Consider the following 19,281-nt stretch of genomic DNA (forward strand, 5'->3'; position numbering starts at 1 on the left):
GGTGTCTTGTCGACGATGTGACAGGGACATTACGAGGACTCCCCTACCGGCTCGACACCAGAGAAAAGTGTCGTCCGAGTTAATTAATGCCTGCTCGGAGTATGCAGATCACCACGATCGAGACTGTTGACGGTGAAACTCGCCCGGCTCTACGGTTGCGACAGATCGTGAACTGCACCAGAAGAATTCACGACCGTGCGTGAGAGTCCTAGGAGTACACAATGCCCCAGCCCAATCACCTTCCCGGACCCAATGCCGATATCTGGGATTGGCAGATGCACGGATCGTGCCGCGGCGAGGACTCGTCGATGTTCTTCCATCCCGATGGTGAACGAGGACGAGCGCGAGCGCAACGCGAGATGAAGGCCAAGGAGATGTGCCGCGCGTGCCCCGTCCTCGCCCAGTGCCGGAGCCACGCGCTCGCCGTGAGCGAGCCGTACGGCATCTGGGGCGGCATGTCCGAGACCGAGCGAGAGGTCTTCGCGCGGCGCAACCGTCGCCGTCTGGCCTCCTGACCCCACGAACGAGCGAGGCCCCACCGGACAGTGTCCGATGGGGCCTCGCTCGTCGAGAGGGTGGTCAGTGGTTGTGGCCGTGACCGTGGCCGCCCTCGTCCTCGACGACCTCGGGCTTGTCGACGACGGTCGACTCGGTCGTGAGGATCATCTTCGCGACGGACGCGGCGTTCACCACGGCCGACCGAGTGACCTTGACCGGGTCGATGACGCCGTCGGCGACCAGGTCGCCGTACGTCAGCGTGGCGGCGTTGAAGCCGGTGCCGTCGTCCGCGTCGACGAGCTTGCCGACGACGACGGAACCGTCGATACCGGCGTTGCTCGCGATCCAGTACATCGGGGCCCGCAGCGCGAGGCGCACTGCCTCGACGCCGATGGCCTCGTCGCCCGTCAGACCGAGGTGGTCCTTCAGGCCGCGGCTGGCGTGCACGAGCGCGGCGCCTCCACCGGAGACGATGCCTTCCTCGACAGCTGCCTTGGCGGCGTTGACGGCGTCCTCCACGCGGAACTTGCGCTCCTTGAGGTCGGTCTCGGTGGCGGCACCGACCTTGATGACCGCGACTCCGCCGGCCAGCTTCGCCAGACGCTCCTCGAGCTTCTCGCGATCCCAGTCGGACTCGGTCGCCTCGATCTCGCGACGGAGCTGTCCGACGCGGTCGGCGATGGCCTCCGCGGTGCCCGCACCCTCGACGATGGTGGTCTCGTCCTTGGTGACGACGACGCGGCGTGCGCTGCCGAGCAGGTCGAGGCCCGCATCCTTGAGGCTGAGGCCGATGTCGGAATTGATGACGGTGGCACCGGTGACGATGGCGAGGTCCTCGAGGAACGCCTTGCGGCGGTCTCCGAAGAACGGCGCCTTCACCGCGACGGCCTTGACCGTCTTGCGGATCGAGTTCACGACGAGCGTGGACAGTGCCTCGCCTTCGATGTCCTCGGCGATGATGAGAACCGGTTTGCCCGACTCCGCGATCTTCTCCAGGAGCGGCAGGAAATCGGGAAGGGACGAGATCTTCTCGCGGTACAGCAGGATCTGCGCGTCCTCGAACACCGCTTCCTGACTGTCCGGATCGGTGACGAAGTACGGCGAGAGGTAGCCCTTGCCGAACTGCACGCCCTCGGTGATGACGAGTTCGGAGACGAGCGAGCTCGACTCCTCGACCGTCACGACACCGTCGGCGCCGACGCGGGTGAGCGCCTCGCCGACCATCTGGCCGATGACCTCGTCGCGGGACGACACGGTGGCGACCTGCGCGATGGACTTCTCGCCCTGCACGGGAACCGCGGCGGCGAGCAGTGCCTCGGACACGTGCTCGACGGCCTTGGTGATGCCGGCGCCGAGCGCGATGGGGTTGGCACCGGCGGCGACGTTCTTGAGCCCCTGCTTGACCAGGGCCTGTGCCAGTACCGTCGCCGTCGTCGTACCGTCACCGGCGACGTCGTTGGTCTTGGTGGCGACGCTCTTGACGAGCTGTGCGCCGAGGTTCTCGAAGGGATCCTCGAGGTCGATCTCACGGGCGATGGACACGCCGTCGTTGGTGACGGTGGGACCACCGAAGGCTTTGGCCAGCACCACGTGCCGGCCGCGGGGCCCGAGGGTGACCTTGACGGCGTCGGCGAGCTTGTCGACGCCCCTCTCGAGGCTGCGTCGTGCGACCTCGTTGAATTCGATTTGCTTGGACATGTGGCCTACCAACTCCTCATCAGTACGGCGTGACGCATTCCGCCCCGGGTCCTCGAGACAAGGACACCGGGGCGGAGGGCGTGGGGCTTACTTGGAGATGACTGCCAGCACGTCGCGTGCGGACAGGATCAGGTACTCCTCGCCGGCGTACTTGATCTCGGTGCCGCCGTACTTGCTGTAGATGACGGTGTCACCCTCTTTGACGTCGACAGGGATGCGATTTCCCTTGTCGGTCACTCGGCCTTCACCCACGGCCACCACGGTGCCCTCCTGGGGCTTCTCCTTGGCGGTGTCGGGGATGACCAGGCCGGAGGCGGTCGTCGTCTCGGCCTCGACGGCCTGGACGAGGATCTTGTCCTCGAGCGGCTTGATGTTCACGCCTGCCACGATGAGCCCTCCACTTTCACGATTGTCGGTCCGGGGCTGGTCCCCGGCACGGATTGTGCTGGTGTTCGTCCTGCTGGGTACTGCTCTGGTTCACGACGCACGATTGCGGTGGCCCGTCGTCGCGGGTGCCGGGTCACTGAACCTGTCGTCGACTAGCACTCTATACACGCGAGTGCCAGCACTCAACCTTCACGAGTGCACATTCTCGTGTCGCGTCGAGGACGCCATCGCCTCGCGGACCAGAGGCGCGACCTCGCGGCCCAGAAGTTCGATGGAGCGCAGCACCGTCTCGTGGGGCAGCGTGCCGACGCTGATGCGTCAGACGGATGCGCTCGGTCCCGCCGCGATCGCCGCGAGCACGACGGCGGGCGCGGACGCGGCGAAGTCCTCGTGGTGATGCTCACCGACGCCGTACACGTCCAGTCCCACCTCGTCGGCGAGCTGGGCCTCCTCGACCACCTCGCGCAGTCGTCGACCGTGGCCGCGCACCTCCTGGACTCCTTCCTCCGGGTAGGTCTCGGCGAAGGTGGTGATGCCGATCTCGACGCTCGCAGACACGGTGACGCGCCCCTTTCTCACTTTCGTGACGTCTCGTCATTGCACTGGTCAGGAAGGGGTTCGGTGTCCCTCCGCGGCCGGAACCAGCGCGGGATGTGCACTATTTCCGGCGGAGTTCGGTAACATTCGTATAACGGCAGCGTAGGAACGACCGCCCGAGGAGGTGCATGCACGTGTCGGACACACAGCAGGAGAGTGTGGTCCCCGAACCCACCATCGGGGTCTCGGCAGGATCCGAGGTGGTGTGCTGCGCCGTCCTCACCACCGCTCCCGACGGCACCGAGACCTTCGACTACCGCACCGTGACCGCCGAGGGCGCCCGCTCCGACATCGGTGACCTGGTCGCCACCTCGCTCGATCTCGCGTCCCACCACCTCGTCGACGACGACACCCGCCCCGCCACGTCGGGCGGACGTATCGCCGTGGCGCATCGCGGCGGCCTCGGGTCGCGGTCCATTCTGTCGGCGACCCGTCGTCATCACGTGACGGACGACCATCTGGTGACCGACACCGACGCTCTGCTGTGCTGGCTCCGGCACACCGGCGAGGTGGCGCGGTACGGCCACGTCCTGCTCGTCGACGTCGGCGCCTCGGGCACCACCACGACGGTGATCGATCAGGTCGACGGCACCGTGCGCGCGGTCCGGCGCACCGACGAGGTCAGCGGAGCCGTCCTCGACGCGCACCTCCTCGCCCTGACCGCCGAGAGGCTGCCCGCGGTCACCACCTCGGATCGCCCGGTGGTCGCGGCACGTCTGCGCACGGCCAAGGAGCAACTGTCCTTCCACGAGTCCGTCACCGTGGATCTGCCCGGAGCCGAGACGCTCACCGTGACTCGCGCCGAGATGGTCGTCGCCATCGCCGCACCGTTGGCTGCGCTGCGCGAGCTGGTTCTCGAGGTGCTCGACGAGGCCGGCCCGACCGCACGCCCCGAGGCGGCCGCCGTGGTCGGCGGCGGCGCCCACGTGCCCGCCGTGGTCGAGACCATCACCCACGCCGCCGACGTGCCCGCGGTGCCGACGCCCGAACCCGATGCCGCCGTGGCCAAGGGCGCAGCCCTGCTGGCCCGCGACCTCGGCCACTCGGTGCTGCCCGCGTCCACCCGGCCGCCCACCTCGATCGCCGGGGGCCTGCGAACGGTCGGGCTGCTCGCCGCGGCGTGCGCGGCCATGGCCGTCGTGCTCGCGTACGGCGTCCAGGCCCTGACCCCGTCGAGCGAGCCGGCCGTCACCACGGTGGCCACCTCGGAACTCCCGAACTCGACCACGGAGGAGACGGCCACCAGCGCGTCGGCACCCGAGGCGGCGCCGCCCGCTCTGACCGGTGGCTGGGAGGACGACGCGCCGGAGCCCACGGCCGCGGAACCGTGGCCGACGACCGACTACACCTACACCCCCGAGGTGCGTCCCTACCCGACTCGCTCGTCGTCACCGTCGGCCACGGCGACGACGACCGTGGCGCCGCCGACATCCACCACCCCGACACTCCGCCCGGCTCCCGATCTTCCGGTCATCGTCCTGCCGGACGTTCCCGGAATCCCGCCGTGGTGGACGGACCTGACCAGTGTGCTGCCGACCCCGCCGGTGACGACGCCGGAGAGCACGCCCGAGTCCGGATCGACACCGGTGTCGCCCGCGCCCGGTGCCGTGGTGCCGGAGTCCGTGCTCCCCGAGGGCCTCGTTCCCGTACCGACCACGTCCGCTCCGGCGGTCACACCGTCGACTGCACCGCCCGCCTGACGGGCCGTCAGACGACCTGGCTGACCGAGACGGGCAGGCCCGGATCGGTCGCCGCCGTCAGTGGTGACGGCTCGGCTCCGGATGCAGCGATGTGCGCCCCGAGCGTGGCGATCATGACGCCGTTGTCGGTGCATCGACGCGGAGTGGGCACGCGCAACGTCACCCCGGCCGCGGCGCACCGCTCCTCGGCGAGCGATCGGATACGCGAGTTCGCAGTGGCACCGCCGCCCAGGACGAGGGTGCCGACCCCCCGGTCGGTCACAGCGCGCAGCGCCTTCATCGTCAGGACATCGGCGACGGCCTCCTGGAACGACGCGGCCACGTCGGCCACCACGATCGGACGGCCGGCGCGCTGCGCCGACTCGACGTGGCGAGCCACCGCGGTCTTGAGGCCGGAGAACGAGAAGTCGTAGCGGGAGTCGCGTGGTCCGGTCATGCCGCGAGGAAACGCGACGGCGCGCGGATCACCCTCTGCGGCGAGCGCGTCGAGCACGGGACCGCCGGGATACCCGAGTCCGAGGAGCCGGGCGACCTTGTCGAAGGCCTCTCCCGCCGCATCGTCGACGGTGCTGCCCAGTTCGACGATCGGTTCGGCCAGGGAGGACACCTCGAGCAGATGCGTGTGTCCGCCCGAGACCAGCAGCGCGACACACTCCGGCATCGGGCCGTGCTCGAGGGTGTCCACCGCAACGTGACCACCGAGATGGTTGACCGCGTAGAACGGCACGTTCCACGCCGCCGCGTAGGCCTTCGCCGCCGCGACACCGACGAGGAGCGCTCCGGCGAGGCCCGGTCCGATGGTGACGGCGACGGCGTCCGGGCGACGAATACCCGCCTGCGCCAACGCTCGTCGCATCGTGGGCACGATGGCCTCGAGGTGTGCGCGCGATGCGATCTCGGGGACGACACCACCGAAGCGGGCGTGCTCGTCGACACTGGACGCGACCTCGTCGGCGAGCACCTCGCACGTGCCGGTGCCCGACGCGTCTCCGGTGTAGCGGACGATGCCGACACCGGTCTCGTCGCACGAACTCTCGATCCCCATGACGATCACGGGTGACCACCTCTCGTAGTCGGGGCGGGCCTGGTCATGGTGTACGCGTCCGCACCGCTGGGCTGGTAGTAGCGGCGGCGCGTCCCGACGATGTCGAAGCCCGCCCGGCGGTACAACTCGATGGCCGGCTCGTTGTCGGTGCGCACCTCGAGGAACACCGGACCGCCGTGCAGGTCCGCGTCGTGCAGCAACGCGTCGAGCAGTGCCCTGCCGATACCGCGACGCTGCGCGGCGGGATCGACGCCGATGGTGTGGACCTCGGACTCGGTGTCCTCGCCCTTGCCCAGCAACGCGATCCCGGCGTACCCGACGGCCCGACCGTCGTCCTCTCGCACGACGAAGTACCGCACGTGCGGGCCGCGCAGTTCCTCGACGAAGGCCGATGCGGGCCAGGGCCCGTCGGTGGGGAACAGCACGGCCTCGAGCTCCGCGCACCGGTCCGCGTCCTCGACGCGCATCGGTTCGACCGTGCCGATCATGCGCGGGTCTTCGCCGCTCGATCGGCCGTCGCGACCGCGTCGGGACGCCGGAGATACTGCGGCACCAACGACGTCGGCTCCGCGCCGGAGCGCAGCGCCTGCGCGGCCACGGCGACGAGGCATTCCGGGGACGGACTCTCGACCGGTTCCACGGGCAGGTCCACCAGATCGACGTACAGTGCCGATCCGGCCACCACCGTCGACTCCCCCACGACGATGTCCGCGGCGGGCGAGACGAACGGTCCGGCGACGCGCTCGGCGCCGCGGAACCGTGCCCAGTACACCTCCCGGCGACGCGCATCCGTGACGACGAGGACCTCGCGATCACCGGGCACGGCCGCGGCGATGGCATCGAGACTGCCGACACCGTGCACCGGGATGCCGAGGGCGTCACCGAAGGCGGCTCCCGTCGCCATGCCCACGCGCAGGCCGGTGAACGGCCCCGGTCCGGTGCCGACGACGACAGCGGACAGGTCGTCCGCGGTGATGCCGGCGTCGGCGAGGCACTCGAGGATGTATGGGGTGAGAACTTCGGCGTGCTTACGGGCGTCGACGGTGACGCGCGTCGCGAGCGGCTGCGGGCCGGTGTCGTCGAGCCGCACCACCCCGGCCGTCACGGCGGGAGTGGAGGTGTCCACGGCGAGTATCAGCACGGGGATCCAGATTACCCGTGCTCACCCGATCCACTGCCACGTGGCGGTGCGGACGTCGGACTCCGGCTCGCGCCGCAGCCGGATCAGCAGGTGCCGGTCGGCGAGGGCCTCCGCGATGCCCTCGCCCCACTCCACGACGACGACGGAGTCCGCCAGCTCGGTGTCGAGGTCGAGGGCGTCGAGCTCGTCCATCGCCGAGGCGCCGATTCCGAGCCCCAGCCGGTAGGCGTCGACGTGCACGAGCCCGGGGCCGGTGTCCCCGCCGGCGCGGTGGGTGCGCGCGATCATGAACGTCGGCGAGCTCACGCGGCCGAGCACGCCGAGTCCGCGGGCGAGACCCTTCGTCAGCGTCGTCTTACCTGCGCCGAGGGGTCCGTCGAGCACCACGACGTCGCCCGCTTCGAGCTCCGCGGCGAGGCGCTCGCCCAGGAGCTCGGTGTCCTCGGCCGTCGAGAGGACGGCCTCCCCCTCGACCGGCACCGCGTCAGCCAACGGTTCGCCTCGTCGGTTCGGCGCGGACCCGTCCGTCGCGTGCACGCTGTACCAGACGGTCCAGGGCGTCGTTCACCTCGTCGGGGAACTCGAGCTGCACCAGGTGACCGGCGCGGCGGACCCGGACCATCTCGGCGTGCGGGAGCGCGTCGGCCAGCTGCTCCGACTTGTCGAACGGGATGACCCAGTCGTCGTCGCCGCACAGCACCAGGGTCGCCGTGTCCGCGATGACGGGCAGCGCCTCCAGTTCGTCGTGCAGCTCGAGCGCCTGGAGAAAGTTGACCATCGTCACCACCGAGGTGTCGTGGATCATCTGCTCGGCGAACGCCTCGAGGGCGGGACTGACCGCGGTGCCGAACGACGCCGCGCGCAGCACCGGGGCGATGACCCCGCGCACGACACCGCGGCCGAACTGGACCGCACCCGGAGCGGTCCGCACCGCGAGCCGGAACGCGTCGACGGCCGGATTCTGGAGGTTCCGTCCGAGACCGGTACGCGCGAGACCCGCTGCGGTGGTGGACATCAGCGCGACTCCGACGACCCGCTCGGCCACCGCGTCGGGGAACTGGCGAGTGGCCGCGAGCACCGACATGCCGCCCATCGAGTGGCCCACCAGCACCAGCGGCCCACGCGGTGCGACGGCCCGGATCACGTCGGCGAGATCGATGCCGAGGCGGGCGATGTCGCACTCGTCCGGCGAGACGTCGCCGGATCGGCCGTGACCGCGCTGGTCGTAGAACACCATCCGCACGTCGTCGCCCCACCGGCGGGCGAGCTCGCGGCGCTGGTAGTGCCAGCACTCCATGCGCAGGCAGTACCCGTGCACGAACACCACGGTCAGCGGCGCCTCGAGTGGACCGACCTCGCGCACCGCCAGCGGCACTCCGTCTCCGCTGGCGACGACGCACCCGCGATCGAACTCCATCGACTCGAAGTCCTCGCGCCGACCGGCGTCGGGCACCGGCGGGCCCACCCGGCGCCGCACCGCCGTGATGCCGGCCACGGCGGCCACGGCCGCGATACTCGCTGCGCCCCCGGCCATTCCGGCGAGACGGGCGCTGATCACGAGACCCCTCCGGCGAACGTCCGTCGTACTCGACCGCGGATACCGGTCACCACCTCGTAGTTGATCGTGTCGAGCGTCTGCGCCCAGTCCTGGGCCGTGGGCTCCCCGTGGTCGCCCGGTCCGAAGAGGTACGCGGTGTCCCCCTCGGCGACGTCGGGACGGCCGGGTCCGAGGTCGACGACGATCTGGTCCATGCACACCCGGCCCACCGCCGGATACCGCACGCCGTGGATCGACACCTCGTACCGGTTCTTCAGCGCACGCGTGATGCCGTCGGCGTAGCCCACGGGCAGCAACGCCACCGTCGTGTCGACGGGAGCGATCCACTCGTGGCCGTAGGAGACGCCGTCGCCGGCAGCCACCCGCTTGAGCAGGATCACCGTGGCGCGCAGCGTCATCACGGGGCGCAGTCCGAACCATCCGAGATCGGGTGCCGGGGACAGGCCGTACAGCGCGATGCCCGGTCGGACCATGTCGTAGGCCAGGTCGGGGCGGATAAGGGCACCGGCGGAATTGGCGATGTGCCGTACCTCGGGTGCCACGCCCGCTCGGGCCATCGCGTCCGCGGCGGCGTCGAAGCGCTCCTTCTGCCGGTCGTTGATCGGATCGCCGGGTACGTCCGCATCGACCAGGTGGGAGAACAGGCCGCGCACGCGCAGCGCGCCACCACGCTGCTCCGCCACCAGGGCGTCGACGGCCGCGTCGAACTCGTCCGCACCCACCCCGTTGCGATTCATGCCGGTGTCGACCTTGAGGGACACCACGGCGGGACGGCCGACACGGCGTGCGGCGTCGGCGACCTCCGCTATCTGACGGGGCGAGGACACGCCGATCTCGACGTCCGAGTCGATCAGTCCCGTGAAGTCGGTGCCGGGGGCGTGCAACCAGCACAGCACCGGCGCCGTGAGACCCGCGGTGCGCAGTCCGAGCGCCTCCGCAGCCGTGGCGACACCGAGTTCGCGAGCACCGGCCGCGAGCGCCGCCCGAGCGACCTCCACTCCGCCGTGGTTGTAGCCGTCCGCCTTGACGACGGCCATCACCGCAGCATCGCCGGCGTGCTCGATCAGGATGCGGGTGTTGTGCGCGACGGCGTCCAGATCGATCAGCGCCTCGGCCTGCGGGCGAGAAGTCGGAGCCGGTGCGACCGGACTCGTCGGCACCTCCTGCGCGCTGTTCACCGGCGTCATTCTGCCATCGACACCCCGCACCGACGTGCGGTGGCGGGTGTCAGGCCTGTGCGCGGAGGTCGCCGACCGCGTCCGCAACGGCGCGGAGCAGCGGTGAGGCGGAGATGGGAGCAGCGGTACGCCGACCTCGATCGGTGGCGGCGAGCGCGGCCGCCCGCGAGTGCGCGCGAGCGCCCATGACGGCGGCGGTACGGGCCGGCACGCCCGCCGCGAGGAGCGCTCCGATCATGCCGGACAGCACGTCGCCGGACCCGGCCGTCGAGGACCAGGACGACCCCGCGTCGTCGACGGAGACGGCGCCGTCCGGATCCGCGATCACCGTCGCTCGCCCCTTGAGCAGCACCGTCACGTTCCAGTCGGCCGCGAGGGCGCGGACGGACCGGACACGATCGGGTCCGGGCGCGGACCCGGTGAGTCGCTCGAACTCTCCCGCGTGCGGTGTCAGCACGGTCGCCGACGACCGTCCGCGCACCAGCTCGGGTCGCCGCGACAGCACGGTCAGTCCGTCGGCGTCGACGAGGACCGGGACGTCGGACTCCAGGACGGAGCGCAGCCGGTCGGCCGCGTCGTCGTCGGTGCCGAAGCCGGGCCCGACCACCCAGGCCTGTACACGTCCTGCCTCGTCGACCGAACGGGCGGTGACCACCTCCGGGTAGTGATGCACCACCTCGGCGCCGCCCTGCCCGACGTAGCGGACCATGCCGGACGTCGCCGCCACCGCAGCGCCCGTGCACAGCACGCCCGCGCCGGGATACTTCTCGCTGCCCGCCATGATGCCGGTGACGCCCTGGGAGTACTTGTCGTCCGCAGGTCCGGGTACCGGCCACGCGCGGCCCACCTCGCCGTCGTCGGGAGACGTGATCGTCGCGGCGTCCGGAACGAGGCCGATGTCGATCAGGTGCAGCTCGCCGCACCACGCGCTCGCGAGCACGTGCACCGGCTTGTAGGCGCCGAACGCCACCGTCACGGCGGCACGGACGGCGGGACCGTCGACGGCGCCCGTGTCCGGGTCGACACCCGACGGCAGGTCCGCAGCCACGACGGGGGCGGTGAGTCCGTCGACGATCGCGGCCGCGTCCGGTCGGAGCGATCCCCGCGCGGACAGGCCGACGATGCCGTCGATCACCAGATCGGGGTCGCCGGCCCGCGTCACCACACGTCCCGTGGCGGCCCGGAACGCCGCCAGTGCGGCGGGGTGGGCGCGATCGGGGCGGAGCAGCAGTGCCTCCACGGCAACGCCGCGCCGGCGTAGTTCGGCGCCGGCGAACAGCGCGTCGCCGCCGTTGTCCCCGGATCCGGCGAGAACGAGCACCCGTCTGCCGACCACCCCGCCGGTGCGGGCCCGGAGTTCACGAGCGACGACCGTCGCCAGTCCGTGGGCCGCGCGGCGCATCGCCGCGTACTCGGGCAGTCGGGCCAGCAGCGGGGCTTCCGCCGCTCGCACCTCGTCGGCGGTGTGGAAGTGACGCATGCGTCCCACGGTAGCGCCGACCGGCCACGATGCACGGCAGGTCTACCGTGGGAATCATGGCTCGCCTGACAACACTCGCGGCGACGATCGGAGTCACTGCCGCACTGGCACTGTCGCTCACATCGTGCACCGAGGACGCCCCCACCGCCGAACGTCCGACCGGGCCGAACGTCGTCACGGTCGCCGCGATGGCCTACTCCCCTGCCAGCGTCACCATCTCGCCCGGCGACACCGTCACGTGGTTCTTCGACGACACCGGTGTCGCGCACAACGTGATCGGCATCGACGCGGCGTCCCGTCTGCTGCACAGCCCGATGATCTCGTCGGGTCAGTTCAGTCAGACGTTCGACGACCCCGGCACGTACCCGTACTTCTGCTCGGTGCACCCGAACATGACGGGCACGGTCATCGTCCGAGAGAGCTGATCACTCGACGGTGACCGACTTCGCCAGGTTACGCGGCTTGTCCACGTCGTAGCCGCGCGCCTGCGCGACCTCGGCGGCGAACACCTGCAGCGGCACCGTCGACAACAGCGGCTGCAGCAGTGACGGCGCGGCCGGGATCTCGATGAGGTGATCGGCGAACGGCCGCACCGTCTCGTCGCCCTCCTCGGCGATCACGACGGTCCGGGCGCCGCGCGCCTGGATCTCACGGATGTTGCTGAGCATCTTCGAGTGCAGCACCGCTCGGCCCTTCGGCGACGGCATCACGATGATCACGGGCAGGTCGTCCTCGATGAGGGCGATCGGACCGTGCTTGAGCTCGCCGGCGGCGAAGCCCTCGGCGTGCATGTACGCGAGCTCCTTGAGCTTGAGCGCACCCTCGAGGGCCACCGGGTAACCGACGTGGCGACCCAGGAACAGCACCGTCGGTGACGACGCCAACTCGCGGGCCAGGGCACGGACGGGCTCGACCGTCTCGAGCACCTTCCTCACCAGCTCCGGCATGGCCTCGAGATCCGCGTACTCCCGTGCGACCTCGTCCGGATACTTGGTACCGCGAGCCTGCGCCAACGCCAGACCGACCAGGTAGTTGGCCGTCACCTGGGCGAGGAACGCCTTGGTCGACGCGACACCGATCTCCGGTCCCGCCCGCGTGTAGAGCACCGCGTCGGCCTCGCGCGGGATCTGCGAACCGTTGGTGTTGCAGACGGCCAGGACTCGGGCCTTCTGCTCCTTCGCGTGCCGGACCGCCTCCAGCGTGTCGGCGGTCTCGCCCGACTGGGAGATGGCCACCACGAGTGTCGAGCGGTCGAGAACGGGGTCGCGGTAACGGAACTCGCTGGCCAGCTCCACCTCCACGGGGAGGCGCGTCCAGTGCTCGATCGCGTACTTCGCCAGCAGCCCCGAGTGGTACGCGCTGCCGCACGCGACGACGAACACCTTGTCGACGTCGCGCAGCTCCTGATCCGACAGTCGCTGCTCGTCGAGGACGATGCGACCGTCGGTGAAGTGTCCGAGGAGGGTGTCCGCGACCGCCGCGGGCTGCTCCTGGATCTCCTTCAACATGAAGTAGTCGTGACCGCCCTTCTCGGCGGCGGCGAGGTCCCAGTCGATGCGGAACGGACGCCCCTCGGCCTCGGACCCGTCGAAGTTCATGACGTCGTAGCCGTCGGCGGTGATCACCACGACCTGGTCCTGCCCGAGCTCGACCGCGTCGCGCGTGTGCTCGATGAAGGCGGCGACATCGGACCCGACGAACATCTCGCCCTCGCCGACGCCGACGACCAACGGGGTGGAGCGACGGGCCGCGACGATGGTGTCGGGGTGATCGACGTGGGTGAACACGAGCGTGAAGGCGCCTTCGAGGCGCTGCAGCACCGCGAGGGCGCTCTGGACGAAGTCTCCGGCCGTGGGGCCCTCGTCGTAGGCGGCGGCGACCAGATGGACGGCCACCTCGGTGTCGGTGTCCGACTCGAACTCGACGCCTGCGTTCTCGAGTTCGGCGCGCAGCGGCGCGAAGTTCTCGATGATGCCGTTGTGCACGACGGCGACGCGGTCGGCGCGGTCGCGGTGCGGGTGGGCGTTGCGATCGGTGGGCCGTCCGTGGGTGGCCCACCGGGTGTGGCCGATCCCGCTGGTGCCGACGAAGGTGTCCCGCCCGAGTTCGTCCAGTTCGGCCTCGAGGTTCGCCAGTTTTCCGGCCTTGCGCTCGACGGCCATTCCCCCGGACCCGTCCAGGACGGCGATGCCGGCCGAGTCGTATCCGCGGTACTCCATCCGGCGCAACGCCTCCACCACCACCGGTAGCGCTCGACGATGTCCGACGTACCCGACGATTCCGCACATGGGACGACAGCCTACTTCGGCGCGGACGGCGCTCCGGCCGCCCGCACGTCGACGGCATGGCGAACTGCCGCGTCGACTACGGTCAGTGCTGTGCCGAAGACGCAGAAGTTGGTCGCCGACCTGACCGAGCGGGGTCCCCATCGCGTGCTGCGCGGTGACCTCGCTCTCGCGGGCCTGCCCGGTGTGATCTACACGCCCAGTGAGGGCACGGGACTGCCGGCGATCGCCTTCGCGCACGGCTGGATGACCGGCGCCTCGCACTACGACTCCACGCTGCGGCACCTCGCGTCGTGGGGCATCGTCGTCGTCGCGCCGAACACGCAGCGCGGACCGGTGCCCTCCCACAGTGCCCTGGCGCAGGATCTCCTCGTCGCGCTCGACGTGTGCACCGGCATCCGTCTCGGCACCGGCGACATCAGCGTGCACCCCGCCAAGCTCGGCCTGGTGGGCCATTCCATGGGCGCGGGCGCCGCGGTGATCGCCGCGGCTCAGCGATCGGACGTCGCCGCTCTCGGTGCGCTCTATCCGGCGCCCACCTCTCCGCGCGCCCTGTCGCCCGGCATCGCCGACGCGGTCACGGCGCCCGCTCTGGTTCTCGGCAGTCCCTCCGAACTGAACTCCCTCACCGCCGAGCCCGTCGCGCTCGCCGATGCGCTCGGTGGCCCCACCCTGCTCCGCGTGATCGACAAGTCGGAAGGTGACGGCATGGTCGAGGGCCGGAAGCTGCTCAGCTTCCTCGGCGTCGGCAACGCCCAGCCGAAGACTCGGCGCTCGGTGCAGGCACTGCTCACCGGCTTCCTCCTGCACCGCCTCGCGGGCGACGACACGTACTCCGACTTCTCCGATCCCGACGCCGTCGTCAAGGGCACCGAGGTGGTCGACCCGAACGCGCCGACCGCGGACGCCCCCAAGAAGGTCAGCGCGATCCGTCAGCTGAGCCACCTCGCCGGTCGCTGAGGCGCCGCCGGCGGAGCCTCGTCGCCGGCCACCGCCTCTGTGGGCGATCGCAGGATCACTCCGGCGCGACGCGGCACCACCCGCGCGGCCTCCGAGCGCTTCCGAGCCTCCTCGTCGATGGCTGCGAGGCGGGTCCGCACACGTCGCGTCGCCCGCCGGTGCTCCCGCACGACGGCGTCGATGATGTCCGCGGTGTTCTGCGAGTTCACAGCGGACCGGCTTCCGCGAGCTCGGGTCGCGCCGGCTCGCCGACCGTCGCTGCCTCACCGATCGGGTCCGTGACGGGTTGCGGCGCAGCGGGTTCCGTGACACCGCCGGATTCCGCAGCGATGGGAATGCAGTCCGGTGGTGCGACGACCGGGGCCTCGACGACCGGGGCCTCGACGACCGGGAGCCCTTCATCCGCTGCGTCCTGTTCGACTGCCTCCCGATGCGGCTCGTCCCGTTCCGCTGTGTCCGGGGTCTCGGACGACGGCTCCGACGGCTGATCCGATTGCGGCGCCGCCTCGTCCATCACCTCGGTGAGGACGGGCAGTCCGAGAGGCCCGGCAGCGAGAGCGAAGTGACGGGACTCCCCCGCCGCGTCGTGGGTGCGGATGTCCACAGCCCCGTCCGCGCCGACGGCGACACTCACCCCGCGACCCTCGAGCTCCGCCTCGAGGTGACCGCGCTCGACGTTCTCGGCAGGCGCAGTCAGCGCCGCCTCCGGTGAGATCTGCGCCTCGGCGGGCGGTGGGTCGCACGGCGCCGCAGTCGACACCACCTCGGTCACCGCGTCCCGCACCGCCCGCCCGATCAGTTCGGCGAGCGGTGAGCGATCCTCGACGGGAGCGACAGGCAGCGTCGCGGGCGGCTCCGCGACCACAGGAGAGGGCGTGACGGCGAGCGACGGCGGCTCGGGTGCAGCGGCCGGCGCCGTCACCGACGCCAGCGTGGTCGCTGCAGCCGGCACGGTGCCTTCCGCCGGCACACACTCGCACGCGTCGTCCTCGACGGACCGGTGACCACTCGGCCACGGGGAGCCGTCGATGTCCGCCGCAGCGGCGCAGAGTGCCGCGTAGATCTCGGACACGGCGGTCTCCGTCGAGGTGCACAGTTCCTCGAATGCGGCCACACGCTCGGTCATCGCCGGCACGAACACGGTGTCCAACCACTCTCGGCATCGGGCTGCGACCGGTTCGAGGACCTCGGCCTGCCGCCGGCCGGGATCCGACGCGGACAGCAGCATCGCCTCGAGGCCCGGGAACACCGAGGCCAGCGTCCGCACCGCGTCGGGTGCGGATGCACCTCCGGCTCCGGCGATGGTGGCCGCGACCTGCGCTGCATCGCGACCGCCCACCTCGTCGGTGCGGAACGCGGAGGCGGCGATCGACTTGTCCTCGACGATCGCGTGCAACCCCGCCGACGCGGAGGCCATCGCTGAACCGATCGCCTCGAGCTGATCGGCGTGGCCGGCCGACCTCGCGCACTGCCGTCGAAGGAGGTCGAGCGCGGCGTCGGCGGCATCTCCCGACCAGGCCTGCCCCAACGACTCCGCTGCGTCGGACTGACGCCCGATCTCCGCGCGCGCCTCGGCCGCCGCGGCGCCGAGCCGGTCGGCGTCAGCCCGGAGAGCCTCGGTGTCGAGTCCGCGTTGCTCGTCGTAGCGAGCGCAGAGCGCGACGTGGGTCGTGGTCATCGGCGCGCCGCTCGCTCCGACCAGCGGGAGGAACGTCGCGAAGAACGTCAGGCCCTCACTCCCGAGATCCAGCAGACCGTCGATCGTCGACGGCACCGGTGCGGTCACCGGTCACCTCGCTGTGCCGGCACACCCGGCGCCGCGACGCGCAGGGCGGTGACATCGTCGAGCGACACCGAGCCGTCGATCGACGCCCGCAGGGCGGCCGACGTCGCAGCGGTGGCGTCCGACCAGGACCGCAGGCCCTCCGACAACCGCCCGAGGCTGTCCTGCAGGGCGGCCGCCTCCGCCCGGTGGTTCCGGCCCGCCGACTCGACACCGAACAGACCGCCCACACCGCGCTCGGCGGACCTTCGTACGGCTGTCGCGGACTCCTCGAGGGCCGCGATCGCCGCCCGGGCTGCCCCCTCGTCCAGCGTCGTTCCGCCTCGCGACGTTCCACTGGCCATGTCGTCCCTTCCGAAGTGATGCTCGAGAGCGCGATCCCCACAGATCAGACGCACCGCCGCTTCCCCGCGTTCCCGCGAAACGGCAGCCGTCGGTGGGCACGGCCGGTAGGACCGGTAACCTCCGAATTCACAGGTGAGTAACACACACTTCGGCGATCAGGGAGCCCCATGCGCATCGGTATGCAATTGAACTACTCGGGCGGGTTCAGCGAGACGGTCGAGGAGGTCGGGGCCCTGGAGAGGGCGGGAATGGACATCGCGTTCATTCCCGAGGCGTACTCGTTCGACGCGGTGAGCCAGATCGGCTTCCTCGCGGCGAAGACCTCGACGATCCAGCTGGCATCGGGCATCTTCCAGATCTACACCCGCACGCCGTCGCTGCTCGCGATGACTGCCGCCGGTCTCGACTACGTCTCCGGCGGACGATTCGTGATGGGTATCGGCGCGTCCGGCCCCCAGGTGATCGAGGGATTCCACGGCGTCAAGTACGACGCCCCGCTCGGCCGCACCCGCGAGATCATCGAGATCTGCCGCCAGGTGTGGCGCCGCGAGAAGGTGCAGTTCGAGGGCAAGTACTACCAGATTCCGCTGCCCGCCGATCAGGGCACGGGTCTGGGCAAGCCGCTCAAGCTCATCAATCATCCTGTGCGAGCCGACATTCCGATCGTCATCGCGTCACTCGGACCCAAGAACGTCGCGCTCACCGCCGAGCTGGCCCAGGGCTGGGAGCCCATCTTCTTCCATCCGGAGAAGGCCGAGTCGGTGTGGGGCGAGTCGCTCGCGGCCGGTAAGGCGAAGCGCGACCCGTCTCTGGGTGAGCTGGACGTCTACGCCAGCCCCGCCGTGGCCATCGGCGACGACGCCGACCAGTTCCTTCCGTGGATCAAGCCCCAGCTCGCGCTCTACATAGGTGGCATGGGCGCCAAGGGCAAGAACTTCTACAACGACCTCGCGGTGCGGTACGGGTACGAGGCGGAGGCAGAGAAGATCCAGGACCTCTACCTGGCCGGCAAGAAGGAGGAGGCCACGGCCGCCGTTCCCGACGAGCTGGTCCGGTCGATCTCGCTGATCGGCACCGAGAGCTACGTCAAGGAGCGCCTCGCCGCCTTCGAGTCCGCGGGTGTGACCACACTGAACATCCACCCCATCGCAGCCGACACCGCTGGCCGCGTGGGTCAGGTGGAGCAGCTCAAGGCCCTCATCGGCTGACGGGCCGAGACGTCAGCCGACGGCGCCGACCACATCCGCGATGTGGTCGGCGAGCCGGCGGGCGGTGTCTGCAGTGTCCGCTTCCACCATCACGCGGACGAGCTGCTCGGTTCCCGAGGGACGCAACAACACTCGCCCCTCTCGTCCGAGTTCGTCCTCTGCACGGGTCACCGCGTCCTGCACGAGCGGAGCCGACGTCGCGGCGGACTTGTCCTGCACGGGCACGTTGATCAGCACCTGGGGCAGCGTGCGCATGACGGACGCGAGGTCCTCGAGGGTGCGTCCCGTCTCGGCCATCCTGGCCATGATCTGCAGGCCCGTCAGCACACCGTCACCGGTGGTGCCGAAGGCGGGCAGGACGATGTGCCCCGACTGCTCACCGCCGAGTCCGTAATTGCCGGCGCGCAGTTCTTCGAGAACGTAGCGATCGCCGACAGCGGTGGTACGCACCGTGATTCCGGCGTCACGCATCGCGATGTGCAGTCCGAGATTGCTCATGACGGTGGCGACCAGCGTGTCGTCGGGAAGCTCGCCGCGCTGGTGCATCGCGATCGCGAGGATCGCCATGATCGCGTCCCCGTCGACCACGGCGCCGCTCGCGTCCACTGCGAGACAGCGGTCCGCGTCGCCGTCGTGGGCGAGTCCGAGGTCTGCGCCGTGCTCGACGACGGCCTTCTGCACCACGTCGAGGTGAGTGGACCCGCATCCGTCGTTGATGTTGAGGCCGTCCGGGTCGGCGTTGATGGCGATCACGGTCGCACCCGCGGCGCGGTAGGCGTCCGGCGCGGCGGTCGAGGCGGCTCCGTGAGCGCAGTCCACGACGACGGTGATGCCGTCGAGGCGTCGGGAGACGATGGTCGCGAGGTGGCTCTCGTAGCGGGCGAGGGCGTCCGGGGCCTGTCGCACGCGGCCGATCGCGGCACCGACGGGGCCCGTGGCGGGCGCGTCGAGCAACGCTTCGATGCGGTCCTCCTGGTCGTCGTCCAACTTGTGGCCGCCGGCCGCGAAGAACTTGATGCCGTTGTCGGGCATCGCGTTGTGCGATGCGGAGATCATGACGCCGAGCTGCGCGTCGTAGTCGTCGGTCAAGTAGGCCAGGGCCGGGGTGGGGACGACACCGACCGTGAGGACGTCGACTCCGGCGGAGGACAGTCCGGCCACGATCGCGGCTTCGAGCATCTCGCCGCTCGCGCGCGGGTCCCGTCCGACCACGGCCAGGGGGCGGGTGGTCGACGAGGCGACCTCGCCGAGCACCGCTGCGGCGGCACGGCCGAGTCGTAGTGCGAGGTCTGCCGTCACCTCCTCGTTCGCCAGTCCCCGAACTCCGTCGGTACCGAACAACCGGGCCATGACAGTTACCTCTTCCGAGCAGGTTGAGCGAATGCAGGTGCCGTGACACGAAGCAGGCGCCCGCGGCG

The 19,281-nt window shown here is 70.5% G+C and carries 20 protein-coding genes; 5 read left to right on the plus strand and 15 right to left on the minus strand.

The features are described from left to right. Nucleotides 1–221: 221 nt before the first annotated feature. Nucleotides 222–515: a WhiB family transcriptional regulator gene (locus HQ306_RS01760; RefSeq protein ID WP_037183820.1), complete on the plus strand. Its 294-nt coding sequence runs from the start codon at nucleotides 222–224 to the stop codon at nucleotides 513–515. Between the two features lie 64 nt (nucleotides 516–579). On the opposite strand, the gene groL is transcribed toward HQ306_RS01760, so the two are convergent. The 3 genes from groL to HQ306_RS22725 all read right to left on the minus strand — a co-directional run bounded on the left by groL (nucleotide 580) and on the right by HQ306_RS22725 (nucleotide 3,141). Continuing rightward, nucleotides 580–2,196, minus strand: coding sequence for a chaperonin GroEL (groL, locus tag HQ306_RS01765; protein WP_027503791.1), 1,617 nt, complete (start codon nucleotides 2,194–2,196; stop codon nucleotides 580–582). An 87-nt stretch (nucleotides 2,197–2,283) separates the two neighbouring features. Then, nucleotides 2,284–2,583, minus strand: a complete 300-nt coding sequence (groES, locus tag HQ306_RS01770) for a co-chaperone GroES (protein WP_027503792.1) — start codon at nucleotides 2,581–2,583, stop codon at nucleotides 2,284–2,286. A gap of 318 nt (nucleotides 2,584–2,901) precedes the next feature. Then, nucleotides 2,902–3,141, minus strand: coding sequence for an LLM class flavin-dependent oxidoreductase (locus tag HQ306_RS22725; protein ID WP_374197739.1), 240 nt, complete (start codon nucleotides 3,139–3,141; stop codon nucleotides 2,902–2,904). 173 nt (nucleotides 3,142–3,314) lie between these two features. Here HQ306_RS22725 and HQ306_RS01780 point away from each other — a divergent pair, with 173 nt between their 5' ends. Further along, nucleotides 3,315–4,880, plus strand: a complete 1,566-nt coding sequence (locus tag HQ306_RS01780; RefSeq protein ID WP_222627316.1) for an Hsp70 family protein — start codon at nucleotides 3,315–3,317, stop codon at nucleotides 4,878–4,880. Between the two features lie 7 nt (nucleotides 4,881–4,887). Here the strand turns inward: HQ306_RS01780 and tsaD are convergent, their stop codons facing one another. The 7 genes from tsaD to HQ306_RS01810 are packed head-to-tail and all read right to left on the minus strand — an operon-like array spanning nucleotide 4,888 to nucleotide 11,282. Further along, on the minus strand, nucleotides 4,888–5,934 hold the full coding sequence (tsaD, locus tag HQ306_RS01785) for a tRNA (adenosine(37)-N6)-threonylcarbamoyltransferase complex transferase subunit TsaD (protein ID WP_222627318.1): 1,047 nt from the start codon (nucleotides 5,932–5,934) through the stop codon (nucleotides 4,888–4,890). Continuing rightward, complete coding sequence (rimI, locus tag HQ306_RS01790; RefSeq protein ID WP_222627320.1) at nucleotides 5,931–6,413, minus strand: ribosomal protein S18-alanine N-acetyltransferase; 483 nt, start codon at nucleotides 6,411–6,413, stop codon at nucleotides 5,931–5,933. Before rimI ends, tsaD begins: the two co-directional genes overlap by 4 nt. Beyond that, nucleotides 6,410–7,066, minus strand: coding sequence for a tRNA (adenosine(37)-N6)-threonylcarbamoyltransferase complex dimerization subunit type 1 TsaB (tsaB, locus tag HQ306_RS01795; protein ID WP_222627322.1), 657 nt, complete (start codon nucleotides 7,064–7,066; stop codon nucleotides 6,410–6,412). The genes rimI and tsaB overlap by 4 nt, the downstream gene beginning before the upstream one ends. A 21-nt stretch (nucleotides 7,067–7,087) precedes the next feature. Then, nucleotides 7,088–7,546 (minus strand): tRNA (adenosine(37)-N6)-threonylcarbamoyltransferase complex ATPase subunit type 1 TsaE, encoded by a 459-nt coding sequence (gene tsaE, locus HQ306_RS01800; protein ID WP_308116134.1) that lies wholly within the window; start codon nucleotides 7,544–7,546, stop codon nucleotides 7,088–7,090. Nucleotides 7,547–7,550: 4 nt separating this feature from the next. Beyond that, the gene (locus tag HQ306_RS01805) at nucleotides 7,551–8,600 is read right to left on the minus strand and encodes an alpha/beta fold hydrolase (RefSeq protein ID WP_027503799.1); all 1,050 of its coding nucleotides are present in this window, start codon (nucleotides 8,598–8,600) and stop codon (nucleotides 7,551–7,553) included. A gap of 20 nt (nucleotides 8,601–8,620) precedes the next feature. Further along, nucleotides 8,621–9,811 carry an alanine racemase gene (gene alr / locus HQ306_RS21995; RefSeq protein WP_374197705.1) on the minus strand — a complete coding sequence of 397 codons (1,191 nt, stop codon included), beginning with the start codon at nucleotides 9,809–9,811 and terminating at the stop codon, nucleotides 8,621–8,623. A 40-nt stretch (nucleotides 9,812–9,851) separates the two neighbouring features. Then, nucleotides 9,852–11,282, minus strand: coding sequence for an NAD(P)H-hydrate dehydratase (locus HQ306_RS01810; protein ID WP_222627328.1), 1,431 nt, complete (start codon nucleotides 11,280–11,282; stop codon nucleotides 9,852–9,854). A gap of 56 nt (nucleotides 11,283–11,338) precedes the next feature. Between HQ306_RS01810 and HQ306_RS01815 the strand changes: the two genes are divergently transcribed. Further along, complete coding sequence (locus HQ306_RS01815) at nucleotides 11,339–11,707, plus strand: plastocyanin/azurin family copper-binding protein (protein ID WP_037184149.1); 369 nt, start codon at nucleotides 11,339–11,341, stop codon at nucleotides 11,705–11,707. On the opposite strand, the gene glmS is transcribed toward HQ306_RS01815, so the two are convergent. Then, nucleotides 11,708–13,570: a glutamine--fructose-6-phosphate transaminase (isomerizing) gene (glmS, locus tag HQ306_RS01820; RefSeq protein ID WP_222627330.1), complete on the minus strand. Its 1,863-nt coding sequence runs from the start codon at nucleotides 13,568–13,570 to the stop codon at nucleotides 11,708–11,710. A gap of 90 nt (nucleotides 13,571–13,660) precedes the next feature. Here glmS and HQ306_RS01825 point away from each other — a divergent pair, with 90 nt between their 5' ends. Next, the gene (locus HQ306_RS01825; RefSeq protein ID WP_308115389.1) at nucleotides 13,661–14,527 is read left to right on the plus strand and encodes a hypothetical protein; all 867 of its coding nucleotides are present in this window, start codon (nucleotides 13,661–13,663) and stop codon (nucleotides 14,525–14,527) included. On the opposite strand, the gene HQ306_RS01830 is transcribed toward HQ306_RS01825, so the two are convergent. From HQ306_RS01830 to HQ306_RS01840, 3 genes are read right to left on the minus strand one after another with little or no spacing between them, the layout of a single operon-like run. Further along, nucleotides 14,500–14,736, minus strand: a complete 237-nt coding sequence (locus HQ306_RS01830; RefSeq protein WP_222627333.1) for a hypothetical protein — start codon at nucleotides 14,734–14,736, stop codon at nucleotides 14,500–14,502. The genes HQ306_RS01825 and HQ306_RS01830 overlap by 28 nt on opposite strands. After that, nucleotides 14,733–16,313, minus strand: a complete 1,581-nt coding sequence (locus HQ306_RS01835) for a hypothetical protein (protein WP_222627335.1) — start codon at nucleotides 16,311–16,313, stop codon at nucleotides 14,733–14,735. Before HQ306_RS01835 ends, HQ306_RS01830 begins: the two co-directional genes overlap by 4 nt. Continuing rightward, entirely contained in the window at nucleotides 16,310–16,654 is a 345-nt protein-coding gene (locus HQ306_RS01840; RefSeq protein WP_222627337.1) for a hypothetical protein, read from the minus strand. Before HQ306_RS01840 ends, HQ306_RS01835 begins: the two co-directional genes overlap by 4 nt. Before the next feature lie 168 nt (nucleotides 16,655–16,822). Here HQ306_RS01840 and HQ306_RS01845 point away from each other — a divergent pair, with 168 nt between their 5' ends. Beyond that, nucleotides 16,823–17,863 (plus strand): LLM class F420-dependent oxidoreductase, encoded by a 1,041-nt coding sequence (locus tag HQ306_RS01845; RefSeq protein ID WP_222627338.1) that lies wholly within the window; start codon nucleotides 16,823–16,825, stop codon nucleotides 17,861–17,863. A gap of 12 nt (nucleotides 17,864–17,875) precedes the next feature. Here the strand turns inward: HQ306_RS01845 and glmM are convergent, their stop codons facing one another. Continuing rightward, entirely contained in the window at nucleotides 17,876–19,213 is a 1,338-nt protein-coding gene (gene glmM, locus HQ306_RS01850) for a phosphoglucosamine mutase (protein ID WP_222627340.1), read from the minus strand. Between the last annotated feature and the right edge of the window lie 68 nt (nucleotides 19,214–19,281).

It is taken from the genome of Rhodococcus sp. BP-160 (genome assembly GCF_019836205.1).
In the GTDB taxonomy this organism is placed as follows: Bacteria; Actinomycetota; Actinomycetes; order Mycobacteriales; family Mycobacteriaceae; genus Rhodococcoides.